Source organism: Deltaproteobacteria bacterium (assembly GCA_013151235.1).
GTDB lineage: Bacteria > CG2-30-53-67 > CG2-30-53-67 > CG2-30-53-67 > CG2-30-53-67 > JAADIO01.
This window is the reverse complement of sequence record JAADIO010000039.1, coordinates 1-18,557: the sequence shown is the minus strand read 5'-3', so window position 1 is coordinate 18,557 and position 18,557 is coordinate 1. Positions and strand designations below refer to the sequence as shown.

Genomic DNA, 18,557 nt, shown 5'->3' with positions numbered 1-18,557 from the left:
TCAACGGGAGAAAGCTTCCTCCGCTTGATTTTTTAGAAATCTTTCTGAATATCAATATGCACGTCCGGTAACAACGTCCCCAAAATCGCGTCCCCACGGCATCCGGGAAGCGGTCGCCGGCAGGAGGTGGGATATTCAAAAAAGCGGAGCAGCGCAATGCTATTTTTTACGGATCAGAACGGTAATCCCCTCTCCCTCCTCCCGGACGTTCAGAACCGAATGCCCGAGACGCTTGAAGAGCCGTGAAATATCCGCCCCGGCATCCGGATCCGTTGCCATCACCTTCAAAATCTCCCCTGGTTTCATCCGATCCAACGCCTGCTTGGTCTTCAAAACCGGCAGAGGGCAGACAAACCCCCGGATATCCAATGTACGGTCAATCTCCTGTTCCGGAGTTGAAGGATCCACCGCTCTTCTTCACCTCTTCCGGATACGATATCTATAAGGAATCGCCGGAGAAAAGAATCGTGGCCGGCTGTCCCGCCCGAAACGTGATCACCGGATCGATGCGGAAGACAATATCCACAGGATAAAGCGCCCCGGGAACCTCTGCAGACACCGGTGTTAAGCCAATGGACCGCACCGTCCCGGGATAAAGATGCCCTTCCACCTTCACCATCACTTTCTGGCCGGGGGTAACGTTTGAGAACTGTTCCTGCGTCATCAGGGCCTGGGCACACATTCGGTCCGATGCAGCCAATACAATGAGCGGCGTCGACCGGAAACGCTGCACGAGGGTTTGCCCCACCTCCGCATGCCGCTCCAGGATCCTTCCGTCAAACGGCGCCCGGACCGTACTGTATTCGAGATCCAGTTTCGCCCGGGCAAGATCGCTCTTTGCTGATTCCAGTTTTGCGTCGGCAATCGTCCATCCGATCCGGGCCAATTGTAATTCATGGTCGGACAGGACAGTGCGGGCATAGAGTTCTTCGGCCCGGTCCTTCTCCCGCCGTGCCTCATCAAGCACAACGACAAGTCGCTTGACAACCGATCGAGCCCGATCGATTTCCAACCGAAAGGGACGGTCATCCAGTTGCAGCAAAAGTTGACCTTTACGCACCCGTTCCCCTTCGTGTACGGCAACTTCGGAAACAATACCTGAAACAGGAGTGCTGAGTTCCACCCTTCTATCCCATTTCAAGACCGAGGGGTACTCCACCGCCCATGCCGGGAGGATGCTTCCCAGCAGAAGGCAAAAGATACATCCCGCAACCCTCTTCCGGCGGAACAGAATTTTCTCAAGCAGGAATTCACCCATCAATCTTTTCGATTCTTATGAGGCGACGCCGACCCGGATTCGGCCTTCAAAAAACCGGCCGACTTTCCGGTCAAGGCAGCCAGTCTGGCCCACGCCAGCGCCAATTCAAATTTTGTTCGTGTTTCATGGAGGAACGCCGCCACATTCTGCGTCATGGCATCCCCGAGGTCGGTCTTGACTTCCAGTTCATAGAGAGAGCGGCTCCGATCGAGATAGAGATCACGGTATTGCACTCTCGCTCGGGCTTCCACAAGTCCTTGCCGGAGTGTCCGGATCTCCTCCCATCTCTCCAGCACCGCCTGTCGCACTTCCCGGCTTCGCCGGTCAAGACGCGCCTCCAGTCGATGCCGCTCGGCCAGGTGTTCGGCCTCGTTCGCTTCGACCGTCCCCCCCGTCAGGAGAGGGACCTCCAACAGCATGTCCGCCCGCCACTGGTCCCGGGAACCAAAACGTCGTTTATAAAAAGCCCGATGAATCTCCGCCGTAAGGATCGGGTTTCGCCCGGCCCGATCCTCCTTCAGTTTTTCCTGAACGGCCTGCACCTGAGACCGAAGGGCACGCAGGACGGGATTCATTTTCAAAGCCTCCCGGATCAGGTCATCCACCGGCGGCGGATCCCGGTCCAGCCCCGCGAATTCCGGTTCCACCAGGGTCACCGGAAGCTCTCCCGGACGATTGAGGACCTCCGCAAGGAGGGCACGGCGGGTTCGCTGGGGCGCCTGACTGACGGCGCGATCCCGCCGTGCCTTACGATACTCGCTTGCAGCCTGTTGCAGATCAATGTCCGAGACCTGCCCCAGTTCATTCCGGTCCCGTAGCCGGTCGTAACGCGCATAGGCCACGGCGGCGGCCTCACTGTCCCGGTCATATTCCATATCCGCGAGAAGAACCTCAAGAAAACGAACCATGATCTCAATGCGCCGCTGCTGCCGGGCATCTTCATAAAGCCATTCAGAGGCTTCAATCTCTGAACGAACAGCGGAAAGACCGTACCGGCTTCGACCAAAATCATAGAGACGTTTTCTGATATTGAAATGAAGACTCGAATCGTTTTGTGAAGGATCCGGAGCGAGGGGATCCGGCTTGATCCAGCGGAGATTTCCGGAAAAGGAGGCCTGAATTCCCAAAGTCGATTCAATCAAACGACGATCCGCCTCCGCACCTTCCAGATCCGCCTGGGCCTCGGCAAGGGCCGGATCCGGCTCATCGGCCAACGCCAGCGCCCTTTGCAGGGTCAAAGGCTCGGGGAGAGGCGTACGAATCGGGTCCGCCGTACACAGACAGGGGAAACAACAGACCAGCATCCAGAAAAAAGCAAAGCAGAGTCTTTTTGCTCCGTCACTATCCCTACGGCACATGGCTGTTTTGTGTGTTCCGGTGGAGACGCTTATACCGAATAAAGGGCATCTTACGATAGACCTCTCCCGTCACATATTCTTCCAGCAACAACAGGTTATCCAACCGATCAATCGCACCGACATACCGGGTAACCTCTTTCCCCTTCAGGTTATAGAAGATCATCGTTGGCGTACCCCGTACACGCTGATTCAGCGCAAAATCCTTCTCGCGCATGGTTTTCCCCCGGAAATCGGTGATCTCCACATCCCCCTCTACATCGACGGAAAACCGGAGGAACGCCTTGCCGAAAATGTCCTGAACGTCTGCACGGCTCAGAAGTCGCCGTTTCATACGAATGCAGAATGGACAGGAATCAATCTCAAAAAAAAGCAATATTCCCTTTTTCCCCTCTTCCCGAGCTGTCTGAAGCTCCTCACCTAAATCTCCCATAAAAAGATCGAAAAAACCGTCCGCGCTTTGAGAAGTCGAAGGGCCTTCCGCCCGGGCAACCCCGGCAAAGAGCAAAACCAGCATCACGACCAATGGCCGGTAAGACAACCGGCGGAGGGAGGAGAAATCTTTCAGGAAGGCAATCATAATTCCGATTCACCTCCGTACAAGTCTACGACATCTCGGATGATCCCGCTCACCAGCTTTTCCACTTTCTCCAGAACCTTCCGGTCCGCGGGACCGTTCCAGATCGGCCGGCGGTAGGATATAAAGATCTTATGGTCGTCATCCGGCAGGGAATAGACCATGATCTGATAGGGACAGAATGCAATCAGGTGAGCATTCTGTTCAAGCATGTCACGGGAAATGACCGCGCTGCAGAATTCCATCACATTGGCTTTTCCGAAAACCTTCCGGGTCCTGCCGAGGGCCTTGCCGGTCCGATCGATCATCTCTCCCACATGGGAAACACTGGAAACCACAAGTCCCCGGTCGTTCAGCGCCATCTTCAGATCTCCCCAAACCTGATCATAATCCCCTTGCACGGAATAAAGAACAACGGGGTTTGCACAGGGCGACGAGCGGTGGGCCGTTGTCTCTTGAGAAAAAGCACATTGTGTTCCCAAAAGGAGGAATAGAATCCCGAAAAAGACTCTGCGAAGGGGACTCACCTTTAGACCTCCCTCATTAATTGCCAGTTCATGAACCTGGCGCCCGAAATCGCTCCGATGAGGATAAAGGTCATCGTCAGGATACTGCCGAAAGAGAGCGTGGAGAATCCGCTGAGCCCTTGCCCGATATTGCATCCCAATGCCAGAACCGCACCGAAGCCCATCAGAAGTCCTCCGACGAGATTATATTTAAATTGCTGAAGGGGAGGAGCCACCCAGTGAAACGTCCCGGTAACCATTGCAGCCGAAAGCGCACCTCCGATCACGCCAAATACGGTGGCAATCCCAAAATTCATCTTTTCTCCCGTCCACATAATAATATAACGGAAGGTTTGGGCATCCGCCAGCGCAAAAGTCAGGCTTTTGGGACGCCAGGTCTGCAGGAGCGTCGGATCATCCGGACCGGTAAAGGAAAAAGAATCGATAAAAGGGATTGCCCGATAGGCGGCCCCGTTGATCCACCAGGCGAGAATAACCGTCAACCCGATTGCAACCCCGGCAACCGGCCAGCGCATCCCCCACCACTCCGAATCCCTGGGAGCCGACAAAACAAAAACAAACAGCAAGACTTCAACAATCAGGATCACCACCCAGAAGGGGAACTGTTGTAATAGATGCGGAATGTATTGCGTCTTCAGATTCAACGTCAGTTGATTGAAATAGTCTACCCGCACCAGGGCAAGAATCCCCCAGAGAGTCGCTCCGGAAGAAAAGATAAAAGCCATGACACTCACCAGTCCCCCTAAATTCCCTTCCGACGCACGAACGAGAATTCTGCTGGCGCATCCACCGGCGTAAACAATCCCGACGCCGAAGACAAATCCGCCGACCATAAAACTGAGCCATGTCACAGGGGATGCAATGTAGATACATCGAGTAATATCCACCTCCCCGGTCCTGTAGAGGATCTGGGTCCCCAGGATCGCCACGATCAGCGCCGTGGCATACGCCCGGGTCTGGCTCAGGTCCTTGATCGTAACAACACTGTGGCATGCCGCAGCAATACAGAATTTCGACCGCTGCACAATCGCTCCCATGACGCCTCCGATCAACAATCCCGCCCAAAGTACATGGTTTCGGATGGCGGCCTTGATCAACGCGATTTCTTCGTCGGAGAGACTATCCGGATCAAGCGTCAGAAACCCGCGCGTCCGGAAAATCAGGTACAAGACCCCGACAAATCCTGCAATAATCAGAAGTATAACTATGAATTCCCGAATCTTCTGCTTCGCCATTTCCTGATTCCTCCGGTTTGCAAATGAAAGTTATTGATCCGTCTTGGCCGCACATTGTCGGGAGAATTGCATATATCATGCCTGTCAATGTAAAGCTTTTCAATTCAGCAGGTTACACAGACCAAGCAACCGTCATCCACGGGGTGATGTTCAAAAATGTACAAAGACGCTTCAGGAAGTGTTCCGGAATGAACGAGATGAAATACCGGACCCTGTGGGTTATAATGATGGGATGCCCGTGAAAAACCTCGTCACAGCAGTTTGTATTTCTCCATTTTTGTCCTTAACTGCCGACGTGTGATACCCAGTCTCTTCGCTGCACGGGTCTGGTTCCAGTTCTCCACTTTCAAGGATTTGACAACGGCAATCCGTTCAAGCTCGGCGAGGGTCATCCCGGAGAGCGCCAGGAGATCCTGGTCCTCCGGCGGCGTCTCCTCCCCGGCGGATTCCAAAAAATTATTCTTCAATTTATTGGGGAGATCTTCCAGTGCAATGGTATCGTGGCGGGACAAGACCACGCCCCTTTCGATAATGTTCTGCAATTCCCGGATATTCCCAGGCCACTCATACTGGATGAGCGCATCAAGAGCCACCGAATCTATTCCGCGGATAAACTTCTTGTTCTCCCCGGAGTATTTATCCAGGAAGTGCTTGACGAGAAGGGGAACATCCCCTTTCCGGTCCCGGAGAGGAGGGATTCTGATCTGGATAACGTTCAGACGATAGAAGAAATCCTCCCGGAAACGCCCCTTTTTCACCTCTTCTTCCAGGTCACGATTCGTGGCGGCAATGATCCGGCAATCCGACGCAATCTGGCTCTTTCCCCCGATCCTGAAAAACACCCTTTCCTGCATGAAACGAAGAAGCTTGATCTGCATGGAAAGGGACATCTCCCCGATTTCGTCGAGAAACAGGGTGCCCCGGTCGGCCAGCTCAATCTTGCCGGCCTCTCTGGAAACGGCGCCGGTAAAAGCGCCGCTTTCGTGCCCGAACAGTTCGTTTTCAATCAGGTCCGCAGGAACGGCGGCACAGTTGATCGCAATAAAGGGGAGTTCCTTGCGAGGAGAGGCGGCATGGATCGCCCCGGCCACGAGTTCCTTCCCTGTCCCCGATTCCCCCGTGATCAGGACATTCGCGCGGCTTGAACTGACAACCTGGATCGTGGAGATGACTTCGTTGATGGCGGCGCTCCTTCCGATAATCCCGAATCGTTCCTCAGATTGTTCTGCCTGATCTGCTGTATTTCTCCCCTTCGATTTCATCAGGGTATGGCGAATAATGGCCATCATCTCGTCCATGTCCATCGGTTTCGTGAGATAGTTCGACGCACCGCTCTTCATCGCCTCCACAGCACTGTCAATGCTCCCGAAAGCCGTAATCAGTATCACCGGCAGAAAGGTATGATTTCTCTTGATCCATTGGAGCAGATGCAACCCGGAGGGCCCCGGCAACCGCATGTCCGTAAGGACCAGATCAATCTTCTGCTCCCCGATCTTGGAAAGAGATTCTTCGTAATTTCGGGCAGTCTCCACCTCAAATCCCTCCTTTTTCAGATAGGTGGAAAGGACCTTCCGGATATTTCTTTCATCATCCACGATCAGAATCTTCTGCATGGTGCTTATGCCCCCTTCGTTTTCACAATCGGCAATCTAATCATGAACCGTGCACCGACCTTCGAATCTTCCAGATCCACCTCCCCCTTCTGGGCTACAATCAATTTATAGACCGTGGGAAGGCCCAGCCCCGTCCCATAGATCTTGGTGGAAAAAAACGGCTGGAAAACTTTATAGTTGATCTCCTCGGGAATTCCCGGTCCATCATCCTGAATGACCGTTTCAACAAAATCGCCCGCCGGATGGTATTCCACGGTAATCGTTCCCCCCTGTTCCATGGCCTGGATTGCGTTCAGGAAAAGATTCATAATGGCCTGTTTCAGCAGGGTGGGGTCCGCCATGACCTGCGGAACCCGCTGCCCGACCTTCTTGACCGAAATCTTCGAATCCTCCATGTCCGGATCGAGCAGTTCCACCACACGCTGCACCACATCATCGACATAACAGGGGACCAGCACCGGTTCCGGGGTTCTGGCAAACCGGAGGAAATCGTCCGACATCATGGTCATTTCCCGGGTTTCATCTTTAATCACATCGACATATTCACGAGCTTCGGAAAGACTGTCCGCCTTTTCCAGACCGGCGATGGCCCCACGGATTGCGTAGAGACTGTTACGAGTCTCATGCGCGATCTGGGCCGACATCTGTCCGATGGCAGCCATGCAGGTCAGCTTTTCCCGCTCCTCAGATACTCTTTTATATTCTTTCAGATATTTTCTCAGATTCTCGACCATCCGTGTAAAGGCATCCTGAAGCTGCAGACTTTCGTCTTTATAAGAGACGGCACTCAAGGAACCGTTTTCAGGGTAGATCTCCTTATCAAACTTTTCAATCTTTCTGGAAAGATCAATAATCGGTCGAGTCAACGCCCGGGAAACAATAAAGGCGCCGCCGGTCCCGAGAAAAAAGATGACCAATGCCAGGTAAAGAAGTTGACGGAAGGTTCGTCCGAACTCCTGATCAATGCGTTTCCTCTCGGCATCCCAGTCAAAACTGACCTTCAATGCCCCCAGAATATCCTTCTCGATCTCAACCGGCATGAGAATATCCGCTCCACTCTCTGCCGGGACACAATATTTCTCTCCCTGATGTTTTAAATACTCCGCAAGCTCGGCATCCGAGGTCCCGATTTCGGAAACCTGATCCGAGGCAATGATCACATGCCGATTATCAATAATCCGGATCCCCCGCACCTCCCCGGAAGACTTCAACTGCCGGATCTGCTCCATCAGAAATCCGTAGTCACGGGACAAGAGGGCATCCGAAGCCGTCAGAGAGACTTTCCGGGCAATGCTCCAGTGAAATTGATCGAGCTGTTCGACAAGGTTCTTTCTGGCCGTTGACATGACCAGGACACTGACAGTCAGAAAAATCACCAGGATCAATACAATGACATAGATCACACCCTTGGTTTTAATACTGGTACCGTAGTGAAGCTTCCGAAACAGATTCATGTCCACTCAGTTCCGCGGGGAGCGAAAAACCTCTTCTTCAAGGATCTTCCCAACTTTCTTCCTGATCACGTCAGGAACATTTTTGCGAGCGGTAATCACCCAATCACCGAGGGGAGGGGTCTCACCAAGGATCACGACACGTTTCGGCTGGAGGTCTTTTTCCAAACGCTGAAACGTATCAAGCGTCACGAAACCGGCATCCACCTTCCCGAGATAGACATTCATCAAGACATTCTCACAGGTTCCCAGGACCTTGACCCGGATGGAATCCTGCGGAATACCCTGATTCTTTAACCAACGCGTCTGAGCCAGAAAACCGCCTTCCGAAAACCGTGAAGGGACTCCAACCGTTTTCCCCCGCAGGTCCTTCAACCTCTTCACAGCACCTCTTCCGGGTACAACAATCACAGCACGATTCGCCTCCTTCGGCACAAGACTCAACGAGCCGATCGATTCTTCCCGGGAAGTCCCGAATTGGGAGAAAAGTCCGGCTTCCTGAAGGTAGAAGTCCCCTTTTCCCTCCTCTTTATCTTTCAGGAATGCCTTGATACTCTCCGGAATACGAAGATGATAATTCCAGCCCGTTTCCGATCGCAATCTCGAGAGAAACGGTTTCAGCCGACGGAAAAGATCCGCATCATAATAGAGCGGCTCTACGACAAGGGTATGTTCCCCTTTGGAAAATGCGGATCCAACCGCCCCCCCGTCCAGACTTTCAATCAGCACACGAACAATGTCGTAATCGGAATCTTTCGCCTCCGAAAATCCATCCACTCCTTTTTCGATGCCGCCGATGATGGCCTGCTTGTCCGCATCATGGTTTAAGCCGAGCATTTCCTCTTTCAACTTTTGAATAAACTTCTCATCCATGCCGTTGCGCGCCACGAAAAGATACTGCGGTATCGGATCCGAATAACGGAGGATACGGAGGTTTTTCTCTTCCAGGAGACTCACGGCCATCTCCGGCACACCGGTGACGTCGAACATCCGGGCCATCACGGCCAGGAGGGCGCTCTCGTCATTCCCGAGATTGACCACTTCCAGAAAATCATTCTCGGACAAACCGACCCGTTTGAACATGATCCTCGGCAGAAGCCCCGAACCGGGACAGTAATACCTCCCATAGACCAGTGTACGATCATAAAGATCCGCTGTTCGATAAATCGGAGAATCTTTCCGGACCACCAGGACGCTCCGATACTGATCACTCCCGTTAATCCGCAGTTTCACCAGAGGAACCACGGAGACCGCCCGCGTCAGATCACAATAGAGGGTAGGACAAACGAAGGCGATATCGATCTCTTTTTTTTCGAAGAGTTGGGCAATTTCAGAATTCTTTCGCGCAACATCCAGATCGATCGGCTGATCCAGTTTTTTCTCCAGATAATGTTTCAAAGGCAGGAAATCCCTGTACATCCGGGAAGGCGGTCTCATCGGGATGACGATCATTCGCAAAGCGGCATGGGAACCAGCCGATACGGCATATACCGGCAGCGGGAAGAGAATACTGAACAACAGCCAGAAAATTGAAGCATTGCAAGAAATTGCCTGCTTCATGGGACGGTTCCCTTCGGGAAAGATTTTCAAAGCAACTTGCGGCTCATTCTAAAAAAAAGTGCCCTCAAAGTCAATCCGCTTCAAGAGCACCTCAGTCACCGATTCCGTATAAACTGATGAAAGGAGCCAGCCTTTGCGCAACGCTGAAGCAATCTTAGAGATATACAGGATGGCCCGTTTTTCGAATATCACGGCCTTTCATTACCGAAGAGCATCAAAAGACCGGATAGGCATATAACTCCCAGCGAAAGCCCGGTGGATCAGATCAACTTCGGCCGATCCAGCTTCACCCGGACCTTTCTCTTTTTTCGTGCATAGTTCAGGACAATATCGTAAACAGGCGGCCCCGGCTGTTCGGCCATGGAGGCCCAACCGGAAAAGGTAAACTGGTCATCCGGTTTCACGTCCCTGCCCCGAACCTTGATATTATGCACACGGTTCCCCATGGTCCCCGCGAGGATCACACTGAATTCGAGCCCTTTGCTCCGGACCATATCCCCCCCCTGCTGACGATAGGGATCGGGGTTGTAAATATTATCGGTAATGTCTTCCAGAACCGCCTTCAGTGTTTTTCCACTGATCTTTGCTTTATAGGTGTTCGGATAGGTCAATGCCGTCTGCGAATAGACATCTTCCGCTGTTACCGGACCGGGCAGAACCGTACGCCCCCAGCGAAAGCCGGGAGAAAGGGCAAAATCAACATCGTAATGATCCAGCAAGGCATCACAGATCAGCTCGTCAAAACTGCCGTCCAGATTCCCGCGGCGGTAGAGCAGACTCTCCGTCTCGCAGACAACTTCCCCGAGTTTTTTCTGATAGGGCCGCCGGATCTTCCGGATCAACTGTTCCATCTCCGGGTCCGGATCAATCATCTCCGACATCACGGGAATCAGCCGATAAGAATAATCGACAATCTTTTTCCCTTTTACATCGAGATCCAGCCGGGAGAGAAACTTCCCGTAACATCCTGATCCGATAACCAGCGTGTTCCCAACCACCACCGGCTTCGGAACACCATCATGCGTATGCCCTCCCAGGATCACGTCAATTCCCTTGACCCGGCTGACCATTTTCTGGTCCACATCCATCCCGTTGTGGGAAAGCACCACGACGAGATCGACCTTCTTGGCCCGAACCTCGTTCACAACGGACTGCATGTTCTCCTCCCGAATCCCGAAAGACCAGTTTGGAATAAACCGCCTCGGATTAGCGATCGGTGTGTAGGGAAAGGCCTGCCCGATCAGCGCCACGGAAAGACCGTTGACGGACTTGATCGTATAGGGTTTGAAGATCTGATCACCCCATGTGGCATCATGCACATTCTGTGCAAGGAAGGGAAAGTTCATCATCTTGACCAGTTCCAGGACCCGTTCTTCACCATAGGTAAATTCCCAATGCCCGGCCAACGCTTCACATCCCATCTGGTTCAGGACACGGACCATATCTTCGCCGCGGGTCCAGAGACTCGTCGCCGATCCCTGCAGGGTGTCCCCGGTATCGATGTAGAGGACCTTGCCCGACCGCTCCGCCCGAATCTTCCGGATCAGCGTCATCAGGTGGGCATATCCCCCCATTTTCCCAAACTCCTTCGCAAGGGCGATATAATCGTCACTGGTGTAGGCATAGGCCTCAAGGCTGTCCGGCTTCAGGCCGTAATACCTGAGAAATTCCTTGCCGCACAGATGAGGTGGCTTGCCTTCCGCAGCTCCGACGCCGATATTAGCATCCGGTTCCCGATAATAGATCGGGACCAGTTGTGCATGACTGTCCGTAGTATGCAGGATAGTGAGGTCCCCTTTGGGCGTGAATCTAAGAAGATTCTCCGGCCGCAATTTGCGGGCGAGCGCCGACGGAGTCAGCCAGGCGGAGCCGACCGCAAGTCCGGCCATCTGCATAAAATCCCGTCTTGTCAAACGCATTATTCACTCCTTCTGAAAATCCTATCCCCGGTTGATTGCGGCGGACTCCCCCCATGATACCTTACATTCTCATCCCGGGCACCTGGATCGGCTCTCCGTTGGCAATGTGGGTCAGATAGAGTTCCATGTTCCGATAGTCTTCGCTCTGATAGGCCAGCGGTTTGGCACGCATGTTCTTCATACAGCCCCGAAACCGCCTATGCAAAGACCCGGTTTTGCCCCATTTGAGCCGATAGCAGGGCCAGTGATCAACATGGTGTTTGTTATTCGAGAGCAGGTTCGCCCGCGCCCGGTAACCGGCATATTTAACATGACAGATGGCACAGCTGAAATTCCACTGCCCCTGCCGCTTGTAATAAAAGGCCTTGCCCTTTTCATAAAAAGGACGGGCCGGGCCGTCGATAGAAACATGAATCGGCATCCCGTTGGAGAGGGACCGGATATACATGGTCAGAGAAAGTTGATCATAGGATTCGTATTTCAGGGGCTCGGCGCCCATCGCATTCTTCCGGCAAAGATTAATCTGTAGGGGAAGAGTCATAATTCCTTTGAGATCGGCATTGTACTTCGGGAAGGTCGCGGCCACCCCTTTCAGCTTTACAGCATCCTTTCCATGACAGCTTGCACACGACTTCCCTTTGGTCCCGGCCACGGTATTAGCAAGATCCTTGCCGTCATCCAGGAGAAATTCCGCCGGATTTCCCTCCTCGGCCATCTGCGCAGTTGCATCCCCGTAGTACTCATTATAACGTTTCTGATACTCTTCGAAAGACATGCTCGGTGTAAACTCTTTGACAACCGTACCACCGGAGTGTGTTGCTTCCCGGGTGCCTGCACAGGAATTCAGAATTCCCAGAACCAGAACGACTCCGGTAAAGACGGCCATCATATTCAACAGAATCGATATCTTATTTTGCATTTTCCCATTACCTCCCACTCAGTTGGATAGGAATATTCGGACACACAATCTACCGGGGTATAATCTGTACGGTCTTCTCAAAAACCCCGCCTTTGTTATCCTTCCAGACAATCTTCAACGGCGCCGTCTTGTCCGCTTTCAGATAGAAGGTGATGAAAGGATTCGTGCTGACGGCAATCGTCCAGTCCGAATGCGTGACGAGTCGGCCCCCGTAAAAAACGCTCACATCATTGATATAATAAGCCGGAATCTTTTTCTTGGTCTTCTTGTTTTTCCTGAACCCCGTCTCCATGGGATGCGTAATCAGCGCCTTCACTGCAATCACCTGGCCTCTTTTCACGGTTCTGGGCAATCTGATTTTGATCTTTCCCACTCCTTTAGGCATTGTTATTCTCCTTATTTCTTTCTCATTTCAACGATGGTTTATAGTCGTTCCTGCAGCCCGTGACAATCCTCCGATGAGGGAATGGAAAATCAACCGCCACACCCACCGATCGTTACCTTAACGGTCTTCACCGCAGCATAAAGCTTACCCTGACTCGTCTCCAGGATCGCACGCACCTGAGAGGTCTTCCGCATCTTGATCCGGAGTGAAAAGGCGGCCTTCCCATTCGCCGGAGTCAGATCGACACTACCGACATAGGGATCATAATTTTTATCCACATAGACATAAATCTTCTTTACATAGTTCCCCGGCTTCATCGGCAGATCTGAAGAAATGTTGATTGGTACCACGCCGCCGTTTTCCGCAATAATGGGGGCCTTCATGGTCACATGGGACAGCTCGATCTTCCGGTTCCCAAAGGTTGCCTTCAGTTCCTCGTTGACATCTTTCAACGCCATCGCTGCAGCATCACGCGGAGCGATCCAAGAGGCAAGACTTTCCTTACGGACGGGAATGACGGAACCAAGAGTGCCGACCGTAAGAAGAGCAACCGATGCAAAGCCGGTTTTCGTCAGGAATTCTCTTCTCGACAACGTTTGACCCTTTTCTTTCATTGCTGATCTCCTTACTCGTTTAAAGATTGTGAATGTTCCTGAGTTTTGGACGCAACTCGTCCTCCCCCCCTCATTCTTCCACAGCTATTTTTTCAAGGTGAAAAGATATTCAACCACATCATCAATCTGTTCAGGCGTCAACAGCTTGTTGGGACCAAAAGGCGGCATAATCGTGTCGGGATTGAATCTCCGGGCATCCCGGACCCACTGTCTAACTACCTTGCGGTCCGCCTTCGTAAATCCCCGCATCACATCCACCAGGCTCGGTCCGATATCCCCCGGCGATTCAACACCGGGAAGGTAATGGCAGGAAATACAGTTTCCCAGCTTCCGGGTCTTTACAATCTTCTCTCCGTTCCCGGCATTCCCGGCATGAGCCCAAATCGGCGCTGCGAAGATGACCGAGAGGATCACGACTCCTGCCAACACCCCGAAAAACCCCTTGAACAAAACCTTCTCCCTTACATCCATAAAGCTTCTCCTTTCCCACGTCCGTTAACATCAAGAATCCTATTTTAACACTATAATGTCCCGTTTTTTTTCCCACAACCGGTCTTCTTCCCCATATCCGGAAGATATCGACAGACAAGGTCCAGAAAATCCTTCTTCGACAGAGCACCCGGAATTCTTAGAAGTTCTTTCTCTCCACCTCCGACCAGGATGATTGTGGGGGTTCCATAAACGTGAAACTCCTGTGCCAGATCCCTCCCCTCCTTTCCAAGAACAGAAGTTTTTTCCCGCCCCTGAACATTAATCCGGATCACCTGTATACGTCGTGAAAGAAGACCCTCCATATCCGGCTCATGAAGGATTTCTTCCATCTGCATACACCAGCGGCATCCATTCTGATAGAAAAAAAGCATCTTGATCGGAGCCTCGGCAAAAACACCCGAGGTCATTACCAAGGACGACATCACCAACACGATAAGAGCAATCAAATGAGAGCATTTCATAAAGAGGGAATATGCAAAGCACATGCCTATTATTCATGGACAATTCAGGACAAGAATGTACATTTCCGGACACCCCGTATGATTCAACTGTACGGAAACGTGCGTTCATGATGCTCCTCTTGCGGAACGGGATGGACGGAGAACAAAGACAAAACCGGGCTTCCATTCACAACCCCTGTTACACGCAGGCAAACGATCTGCACCGACATACAACACAATCAGGATGCTCGTTGCGCCGTCGGAATCGTATGCTCCGTACAGCACAAGGGCAAACCCCGAAAACCCTGGATGTTTGAACCATCGACAAAAGCATGAATCAAACGAAAGCGGGAATCCGCTCCGGTGAAGTCAGACCTTCACTCAGAAAACATCAACAATGAGGCCTCGATCAAAACAAAAAACTGTACATTCCTGAACATGCCGATCAGGAAAATTGTTCTGTTATGTCCATTTCCGCCGGTCCGACCGACAAGAAGACCAAGAAAAACAGGCATGTTTTTTGCTGTACCGTACATTACCACAAAACATCCTACACACTTCATCATGGGGGAGGTGATAAAAAGCAACCTTAAGTCCTGATGCTCTCTACGAGTTACAGGCCAAGCATTCCGATTCGCAATGTTTAGAGCATCACAAACGGAAATTGTACGAAAGGAGGCGCAACATTGAAAAAACTTCTTACCACCGCAGGAATATGGATGATCGTTGGGTTCTTTGTCATGGCCACGGCGCCCGGGAGAGCCGGAGCCGTAGGAATCTTCAAGAAAGACGTCGCAGGCCGGACGCTTAAACTCAACCTCTTCGGATTCTCCCAGATGACGGCCGAGACCGGGGACGGACTCATGAAAAAAGAGACCAACACCGACAACGGCCTTCGGTTCGGCGCCGACCGGGTTCGTCTTGGTTACAAGGTGAAATGGGGGAAGGTCTTCAGTAAACTCCAGGTTGACTTCAACAAAACGGACAGTTCAAACGTCGGCCTCCTGCCGCAAATCATCAAGGACGCCGTTGTGGGTTACAAGTTCAACAAGGCCGCAAAGGTCCAGGTCGGGATGTTCAAGACACCCGTGGGGATGGACTTCAACATCTCCGGGAAAAAACTCGACATCACAAAGCGGGGCATGGAAAAGAAACTGGTCCTGGAGCGTTCCCTCGGCGCCATGCTGAGCGGCCGGAATATCGGCGGCACCGGGCTCGGTTACGATATCGGCTATTTCAACCCGACGACGCGAAGTTCCGTGGTTTCCGCCGGCACCAAGGGGGATGACGCAGCCTATGCGGCCCGGATTCATTACGACATGGGAAAAACCCTCCACGCCGAAGCATCCTTCGGCAAGAGTCAGAACGCCGGCGGAGCGAACACCGAAGATTACAAGGTCTGGGACGCCGCAGCCGCCTACCATATCCAGCACCTGACACTGAAAGGGGAATATATCGACGGCTCCAATCTTAAGGGAACGAAGGACAAAGACCAGAAGGTCTGGTATCTGCATGCAGGCTACCGGTTCACCCCGATGCTGGAAGGGGTCGTCCGCTACTACTCCGGAAAGGAAGATCTGAACGATACCAACCTGACCAACACTTTCGTCGGTTTGAACATCTACCTCCTCCCGAAAAAGAAGGAGAGCGCGAGGATCCAGTTGAACTACGTTTTTACCGGCGGAGACGAATGGAACACGAAGGTAACCGGCGGATACAAGGATAACGTCGTGCTGGCCCAGTTCCAGGTCAGTTTTTAATCAACCGACAGAGTTGTACCCCCCCCCAACCAAAAGCCCGGCCGGAATTTTCCGACCGGGCTTTTATAATATGAGCGTTCTCCACAATCCCTTCCGGCTGCGGCGAAGCAGCCTCGTGCAGAAAGGAAAACCGAAGGTTACTTCCCAACCACCGGAAAAAACTCCACCGGAAGATCTTCAGCAAGCCATGAAGAACGGAGGATTCTATCCAAGAAGATCACGAAACTCCTTCACGCTGATTCCAGCTTGCCGTAAAAGCGCACGAAAAGTACCTTTCGCAAGTTCTTTATGATTGGGGATTGTAAGTCGTCGAAAAGGAGGGGACTCTCGCCTTAAGATAATGTGGCTTCCTGTCTGATGGTCAACCTGATATCCAATTCTTGAAAATGCCCTGACAGCTTCCTTGCCGGAAATGACCGGAAGTCTTGTCATACATTGACCTCAATGATTTCTTCATAAATCGGAGGAGGAATGGGGTCATTGTGTTTTTTCAGGCTCTCCAGATAGCCCTTGATTGCCTCAGAGATATTCAGCACAGCTTCCCGATAAGTGGCCCCCTGTGATACACATCCCGGCAAAGTCGGACATTCGGCAACAAAAACGCCATCTTCATCTTGTTCAACAATGACACGAAATTTCATGTCCACCTCCAAGTATCAGCACAATTTATACACGCAAAGTATCAGAAGAGATCCTTGAAGTCAACAAACTTTACGTATAGCGGCAGGATTCAGAAAGACCCTCTTTTTTCACTTCACCCACACCGTCTGGATGTTCACGAATTCCTTGATCCCGTAACGGGAGAGTTCCCGGCCGTAGCCCGAGGCCTTGATCCCGCCGAAGGGAAGTCTCGGGTCGGAGGCCACCATCCCATTGATAAAAACGGCGCCTGCTTCAATCCTCCGGGCAAGCCGTTCCCCCCGGACGGGATCCTTCGTCCAGATCGAGGCGCCTAACCCATAACAGGTCTGGTTCGCCCGCATCACCGCCTCTTCCTCATCCGCAACGGAAATCACCGCCGCCACCGGGCCGAAGAGTTCCTCGTCAAAGACCGGCATCCCCGGCTTCACATTCGAGACAAGAGTAGGAGGATAAAAGTACCCCGGCCGCTCGAGAGGCTTGCCGCCTGTAATCAACATCGCTCCCTGCGCAACGGACCGTTCCACCTGGTCGTGGAGATCGCGCATCAGATCCTCCCTTGCCTGGGGACCGACCTGCGTCGCATCGCCTAAAGGATCGCCCACGACAAGTGCCTCCATGTTCTTCCGAAAGCGGGAAAGAAAATCGTCCAGCACGGAATCAACGACGATGAACCGCTTTGCGGCGATACAGCTCTGCCCGGAATTGAGGCACCGGGCATTCACCCCGATCCCGGCCGCTTCTTCCAGATCCGCATCGGCAAGAACGATGAAAGGATCACTTCCGCCTAATTCCAGAACGCTCTTCTTCAGGACACGCCCGGCCTGCATCGCAACCTTGGAACCGGCGGCACTGCTCCCGGTCAAGGTGACGGCCCGGACGAAGGGGCTTTCGATAACGGCCTCGACACGGGAAGGACCGATCAGGAGACTCCGAAAAACATTTTCAGGGAAACCGGCCTCCCGAAAAACCTTTTCAATAGACAGGGCACATCCCGGAACATTGGAGGAGTGTTTCAGCACCCCCGTGTTCCCGGCCATCAGGGCGGGAGCGGCAAAACGGAAGACCTGCCAGAAAGGAAAGTTCCAGGGCATGACGGCAAGAACCGTACCGAGGGGAGCAAAACGGACATAACTTCTGTCGGCATCCGTTTCAATGATCTCATCCGCCAGAAATCCTTCGGCGTGCTCCGCATAATATTCACAAACCCAGGCGCACTTCTCCACCTCGGCTCGGGCCTGAACGATCGGTTTGCCCATCTCCGTGGACATGATCCGCCCGTATTCCTCTACGTTCCCCCGCAGCACCTCGGCCGCCTTCTTCATGAGGGCCGCCCGCTCACCGAAAGAGGTCTCCCGCCAGGACTGAAAGGCCCGGTCCACATCGTGAAGCGTCGATGCAACCTTCCCCTCCTCCCATTCTTCAAAAGACTCCAGCACATCACCCGTCGCCGGATTGATCGATCGAATAGCCATCTAAAACTCCTTTTCCGAATTCTTTACCAGTCTACACACTATGCCATAATTGCGAAAATTCGCAACCCTTGGGAGCCTGTTCGTTAACACGGTGACGCACCGAGAGAATCGACCATTCGGAATTCACATGTGATACTTGCAATCCCACACCGCGTGGTTTAAACTTTGTACATTGCTCACGGAAAGCCTCCTTACGACTGTAAACTTTGATGGTCTCGTAAAAAGTCGAAGCCCTTCGACCCTTCGGCCGGCTTCCTTCGACAAGCTGATATGGTTGACAGTTGTCAAGAAAAAAAAGTACTCCTGCCCCACCTTAAATGATGTGGGATTGGGAAGTT

The 18,557-nt window shown here is 52.6% G+C and carries 19 protein-coding genes; 1 reads left to right on the top strand and 18 read right to left on the bottom strand.

Annotation, left to right across the window (positions count from 1 at the left end; genetic code table 11):
• Positions 1-159: 159 nt before the first annotated feature.
• The 15 genes from GXP58_07750 to GXP58_07680 all read right to left on the bottom strand — a co-directional run bounded on the left by GXP58_07750 (position 160) and on the right by GXP58_07680 (position 14,327).
• Positions 160-381 (bottom strand): sulfurtransferase TusA family protein, encoded by a 222-nt coding sequence (locus GXP58_07750; GenBank protein ID NOY53498.1) that lies wholly within the window; start codon positions 379-381, stop codon positions 160-162.
• Between the two features lie 58 nt (positions 382-439).
• Positions 440-1,258, bottom strand: coding sequence for an efflux RND transporter periplasmic adaptor subunit (locus GXP58_07745; protein NOY53497.1), 819 nt, complete (start codon positions 1,256-1,258; stop codon positions 440-442).
• Positions 1,258-2,616 (bottom strand): TolC family protein, encoded by a 1,359-nt coding sequence (locus tag GXP58_07740; protein NOY53496.1) that lies wholly within the window; start codon positions 2,614-2,616, stop codon positions 1,258-1,260. The genes GXP58_07745 and GXP58_07740 overlap by 1 nt, the downstream gene beginning before the upstream one ends.
• Positions 2,606-3,193, bottom strand: coding sequence for a thioredoxin fold domain-containing protein (locus tag GXP58_07735; protein ID NOY53495.1), 588 nt, complete (start codon positions 3,191-3,193; stop codon positions 2,606-2,608). The genes GXP58_07740 and GXP58_07735 overlap by 11 nt, the downstream gene beginning before the upstream one ends.
• Entirely contained in the window at positions 3,190-3,552 is a 363-nt protein-coding gene (locus GXP58_07730) for a DUF302 domain-containing protein (GenBank protein ID NOY53494.1), read from the bottom strand. Before GXP58_07730 ends, GXP58_07735 begins: the two co-directional genes overlap by 4 nt.
• A gap of 167 nt (positions 3,553-3,719) precedes the next feature.
• On the bottom strand, positions 3,720-4,952 hold the full coding sequence (locus GXP58_07725; protein ID NOY53493.1) for a YeeE/YedE family protein: 1,233 nt from the start codon (positions 4,950-4,952) through the stop codon (positions 3,720-3,722).
• A gap of 251 nt (positions 4,953-5,203) precedes the next feature.
• Complete coding sequence (locus tag GXP58_07720) at positions 5,204-6,565, bottom strand: sigma-54-dependent Fis family transcriptional regulator (protein ID NOY53492.1); 1,362 nt, start codon at positions 6,563-6,565, stop codon at positions 5,204-5,206.
• 5 nt (positions 6,566-6,570) lie between these two features.
• Positions 6,571-8,019, bottom strand: a complete 1,449-nt coding sequence (locus GXP58_07715) for a hypothetical protein (GenBank protein NOY53491.1) — start codon at positions 8,017-8,019, stop codon at positions 6,571-6,573.
• A gap of 6 nt (positions 8,020-8,025) precedes the next feature.
• Positions 8,026-9,576: a phosphate/phosphite/phosphonate ABC transporter substrate-binding protein gene (locus GXP58_07710; GenBank protein ID NOY53490.1), complete on the bottom strand. Its 1,551-nt coding sequence runs from the start codon at positions 9,574-9,576 to the stop codon at positions 8,026-8,028.
• Between the two features lie 260 nt (positions 9,577-9,836).
• Positions 9,837-11,495, bottom strand: a complete 1,659-nt coding sequence (gene soxB / locus GXP58_07705; protein ID NOY53489.1) for a thiosulfohydrolase SoxB — start codon at positions 11,493-11,495, stop codon at positions 9,837-9,839.
• Between the two features lie 61 nt (positions 11,496-11,556).
• On the bottom strand, positions 11,557-12,414 hold the full coding sequence (gene soxA / locus GXP58_07700) for a sulfur oxidation c-type cytochrome SoxA (GenBank protein ID NOY53488.1): 858 nt from the start codon (positions 12,412-12,414) through the stop codon (positions 11,557-11,559).
• A gap of 49 nt (positions 12,415-12,463) precedes the next feature.
• Positions 12,464-12,799 carry a thiosulfate oxidation carrier complex protein SoxZ gene (soxZ, locus tag GXP58_07695; protein NOY53487.1) on the bottom strand — a complete coding sequence of 112 codons (336 nt, stop codon included), beginning with the start codon at positions 12,797-12,799 and terminating at the stop codon, positions 12,464-12,466.
• Between the two features lie 89 nt (positions 12,800-12,888).
• Positions 12,889-13,413 carry a thiosulfate oxidation carrier protein SoxY gene (gene soxY / locus GXP58_07690; GenBank protein NOY53486.1) on the bottom strand — a complete coding sequence of 175 codons (525 nt, stop codon included), beginning with the start codon at positions 13,411-13,413 and terminating at the stop codon, positions 12,889-12,891.
• Between the two features lie 84 nt (positions 13,414-13,497).
• Positions 13,498-13,884 carry a sulfur oxidation c-type cytochrome SoxX gene (gene soxX, locus GXP58_07685; GenBank protein ID NOY53485.1) on the bottom strand — a complete coding sequence of 129 codons (387 nt, stop codon included), beginning with the start codon at positions 13,882-13,884 and terminating at the stop codon, positions 13,498-13,500.
• 50 nt (positions 13,885-13,934) lie between these two features.
• On the bottom strand, positions 13,935-14,327 hold the full coding sequence (locus GXP58_07680; GenBank protein ID NOY53484.1) for a thioredoxin fold domain-containing protein: 393 nt from the start codon (positions 14,325-14,327) through the stop codon (positions 13,935-13,937).
• A 704-nt stretch (positions 14,328-15,031) separates the two neighbouring features.
• Here GXP58_07680 and GXP58_07675 point away from each other — a divergent pair.
• Positions 15,032-16,105, top strand: coding sequence for a porin (locus GXP58_07675; GenBank protein NOY53483.1), 1,074 nt, complete (start codon positions 15,032-15,034; stop codon positions 16,103-16,105).
• A gap of 204 nt (positions 16,106-16,309) precedes the next feature.
• On the opposite strand, the gene GXP58_07670 is transcribed toward GXP58_07675, so the two are convergent.
• From GXP58_07670 to GXP58_07660, 3 genes are all read right to left on the bottom strand, one after another.
• On the bottom strand, positions 16,310-16,537 hold the full coding sequence (locus GXP58_07670; GenBank protein ID NOY53482.1) for a type II toxin-antitoxin system HicA family toxin: 228 nt from the start codon (positions 16,535-16,537) through the stop codon (positions 16,310-16,312).
• Entirely contained in the window at positions 16,534-16,746 is a 213-nt protein-coding gene (locus GXP58_07665; protein ID NOY53481.1) for a type II toxin-antitoxin system HicB family antitoxin, read from the bottom strand. Before GXP58_07665 ends, GXP58_07670 begins: the two co-directional genes overlap by 4 nt.
• 108 nt (positions 16,747-16,854) lie before the next feature.
• The gene (locus GXP58_07660) at positions 16,855-18,213 is read right to left on the bottom strand and encodes an NAD-dependent succinate-semialdehyde dehydrogenase (GenBank protein NOY53480.1); all 1,359 of its coding nucleotides are present in this window, start codon (positions 18,211-18,213) and stop codon (positions 16,855-16,857) included.
• Positions 18,214-18,557: the final 344 nt, after the last annotated feature.

What these genes read in the sequence shown, in the direction of transcription:
- GXP58_07745 (NOY53497.1), bottom strand. Translation starts at nt 1,258, where the DNA reads ATGGGTGAATTCCTGCTTGAGAAAATTCTGTTCCGCCGGAAGAGGGTT.
- GXP58_07740 (NOY53496.1), bottom strand. Translation starts at nt 2,616, where the DNA reads ATGTGCCGTAGGGATAGTGACGGAGCAAAAAGACTCTGCTTTGCTTTT.
- GXP58_07735 (NOY53495.1), bottom strand. Translation starts at nt 3,193, where the DNA reads ATGATTGCCTTCCTGAAAGATTTCTCCTCCCTCCGCCGGTTGTCTTAC.
- GXP58_07730 (NOY53494.1), bottom strand. Translation starts at nt 3,552, where the DNA reads ATGGCGCTGAACGACCGGGGACTTGTGGTTTCCAGTGTTTCCCATGTG.
- GXP58_07725 (NOY53493.1), bottom strand. Translation starts at nt 4,952, where the DNA reads ATGGCGAAGCAGAAGATTCGGGAATTCATAGTTATACTTCTGATTATT.
- GXP58_07720 (NOY53492.1), bottom strand. Translation starts at nt 6,565, where the DNA reads ATGCAGAAGATTCTGATCGTGGATGATGAAAGAAATATCCGGAAGGTC.
- GXP58_07715 (NOY53491.1), bottom strand. Translation starts at nt 8,019, where the DNA reads ATGAATCTGTTTCGGAAGCTTCACTACGGTACCAGTATTAAAACCAAG.
- GXP58_07710 (NOY53490.1), bottom strand. Translation starts at nt 9,576, where the DNA reads ATGAAGCAGGCAATTTCTTGCAATGCTTCAATTTTCTGGCTGTTGTTC.
- soxB (NOY53489.1), bottom strand. Translation starts at nt 11,495, where the DNA reads ATGCGTTTGACAAGACGGGATTTTATGCAGATGGCCGGACTTGCGGTC.
- soxA (NOY53488.1), bottom strand. Translation starts at nt 12,414, where the DNA reads ATGCAAAATAAGATATCGATTCTGTTGAATATGATGGCCGTCTTTACC.
- soxZ (NOY53487.1), bottom strand. Translation starts at nt 12,799, where the DNA reads ATGCCTAAAGGAGTGGGAAAGATCAAAATCAGATTGCCCAGAACCGTG.
- soxY (NOY53486.1), bottom strand. Translation starts at nt 13,413, where the DNA reads ATGAAAGAAAAGGGTCAAACGTTGTCGAGAAGAGAATTCCTGACGAAA.
- soxX (NOY53485.1), bottom strand. Translation starts at nt 13,884, where the DNA reads ATGGATGTAAGGGAGAAGGTTTTGTTCAAGGGGTTTTTCGGGGTGTTG.
- GXP58_07680 (NOY53484.1), bottom strand. Translation starts at nt 14,327, where the DNA reads ATGTCGTCCTTGGTAATGACCTCGGGTGTTTTTGCCGAGGCTCCGATC.
- GXP58_07670 (NOY53482.1), bottom strand. Translation starts at nt 16,537, where the DNA reads ATGACAAGACTTCCGGTCATTTCCGGCAAGGAAGCTGTCAGGGCATTT.
- GXP58_07665 (NOY53481.1), bottom strand. Translation starts at nt 16,746, where the DNA reads ATGAAATTTCGTGTCATTGTTGAACAAGATGAAGATGGCGTTTTTGTT.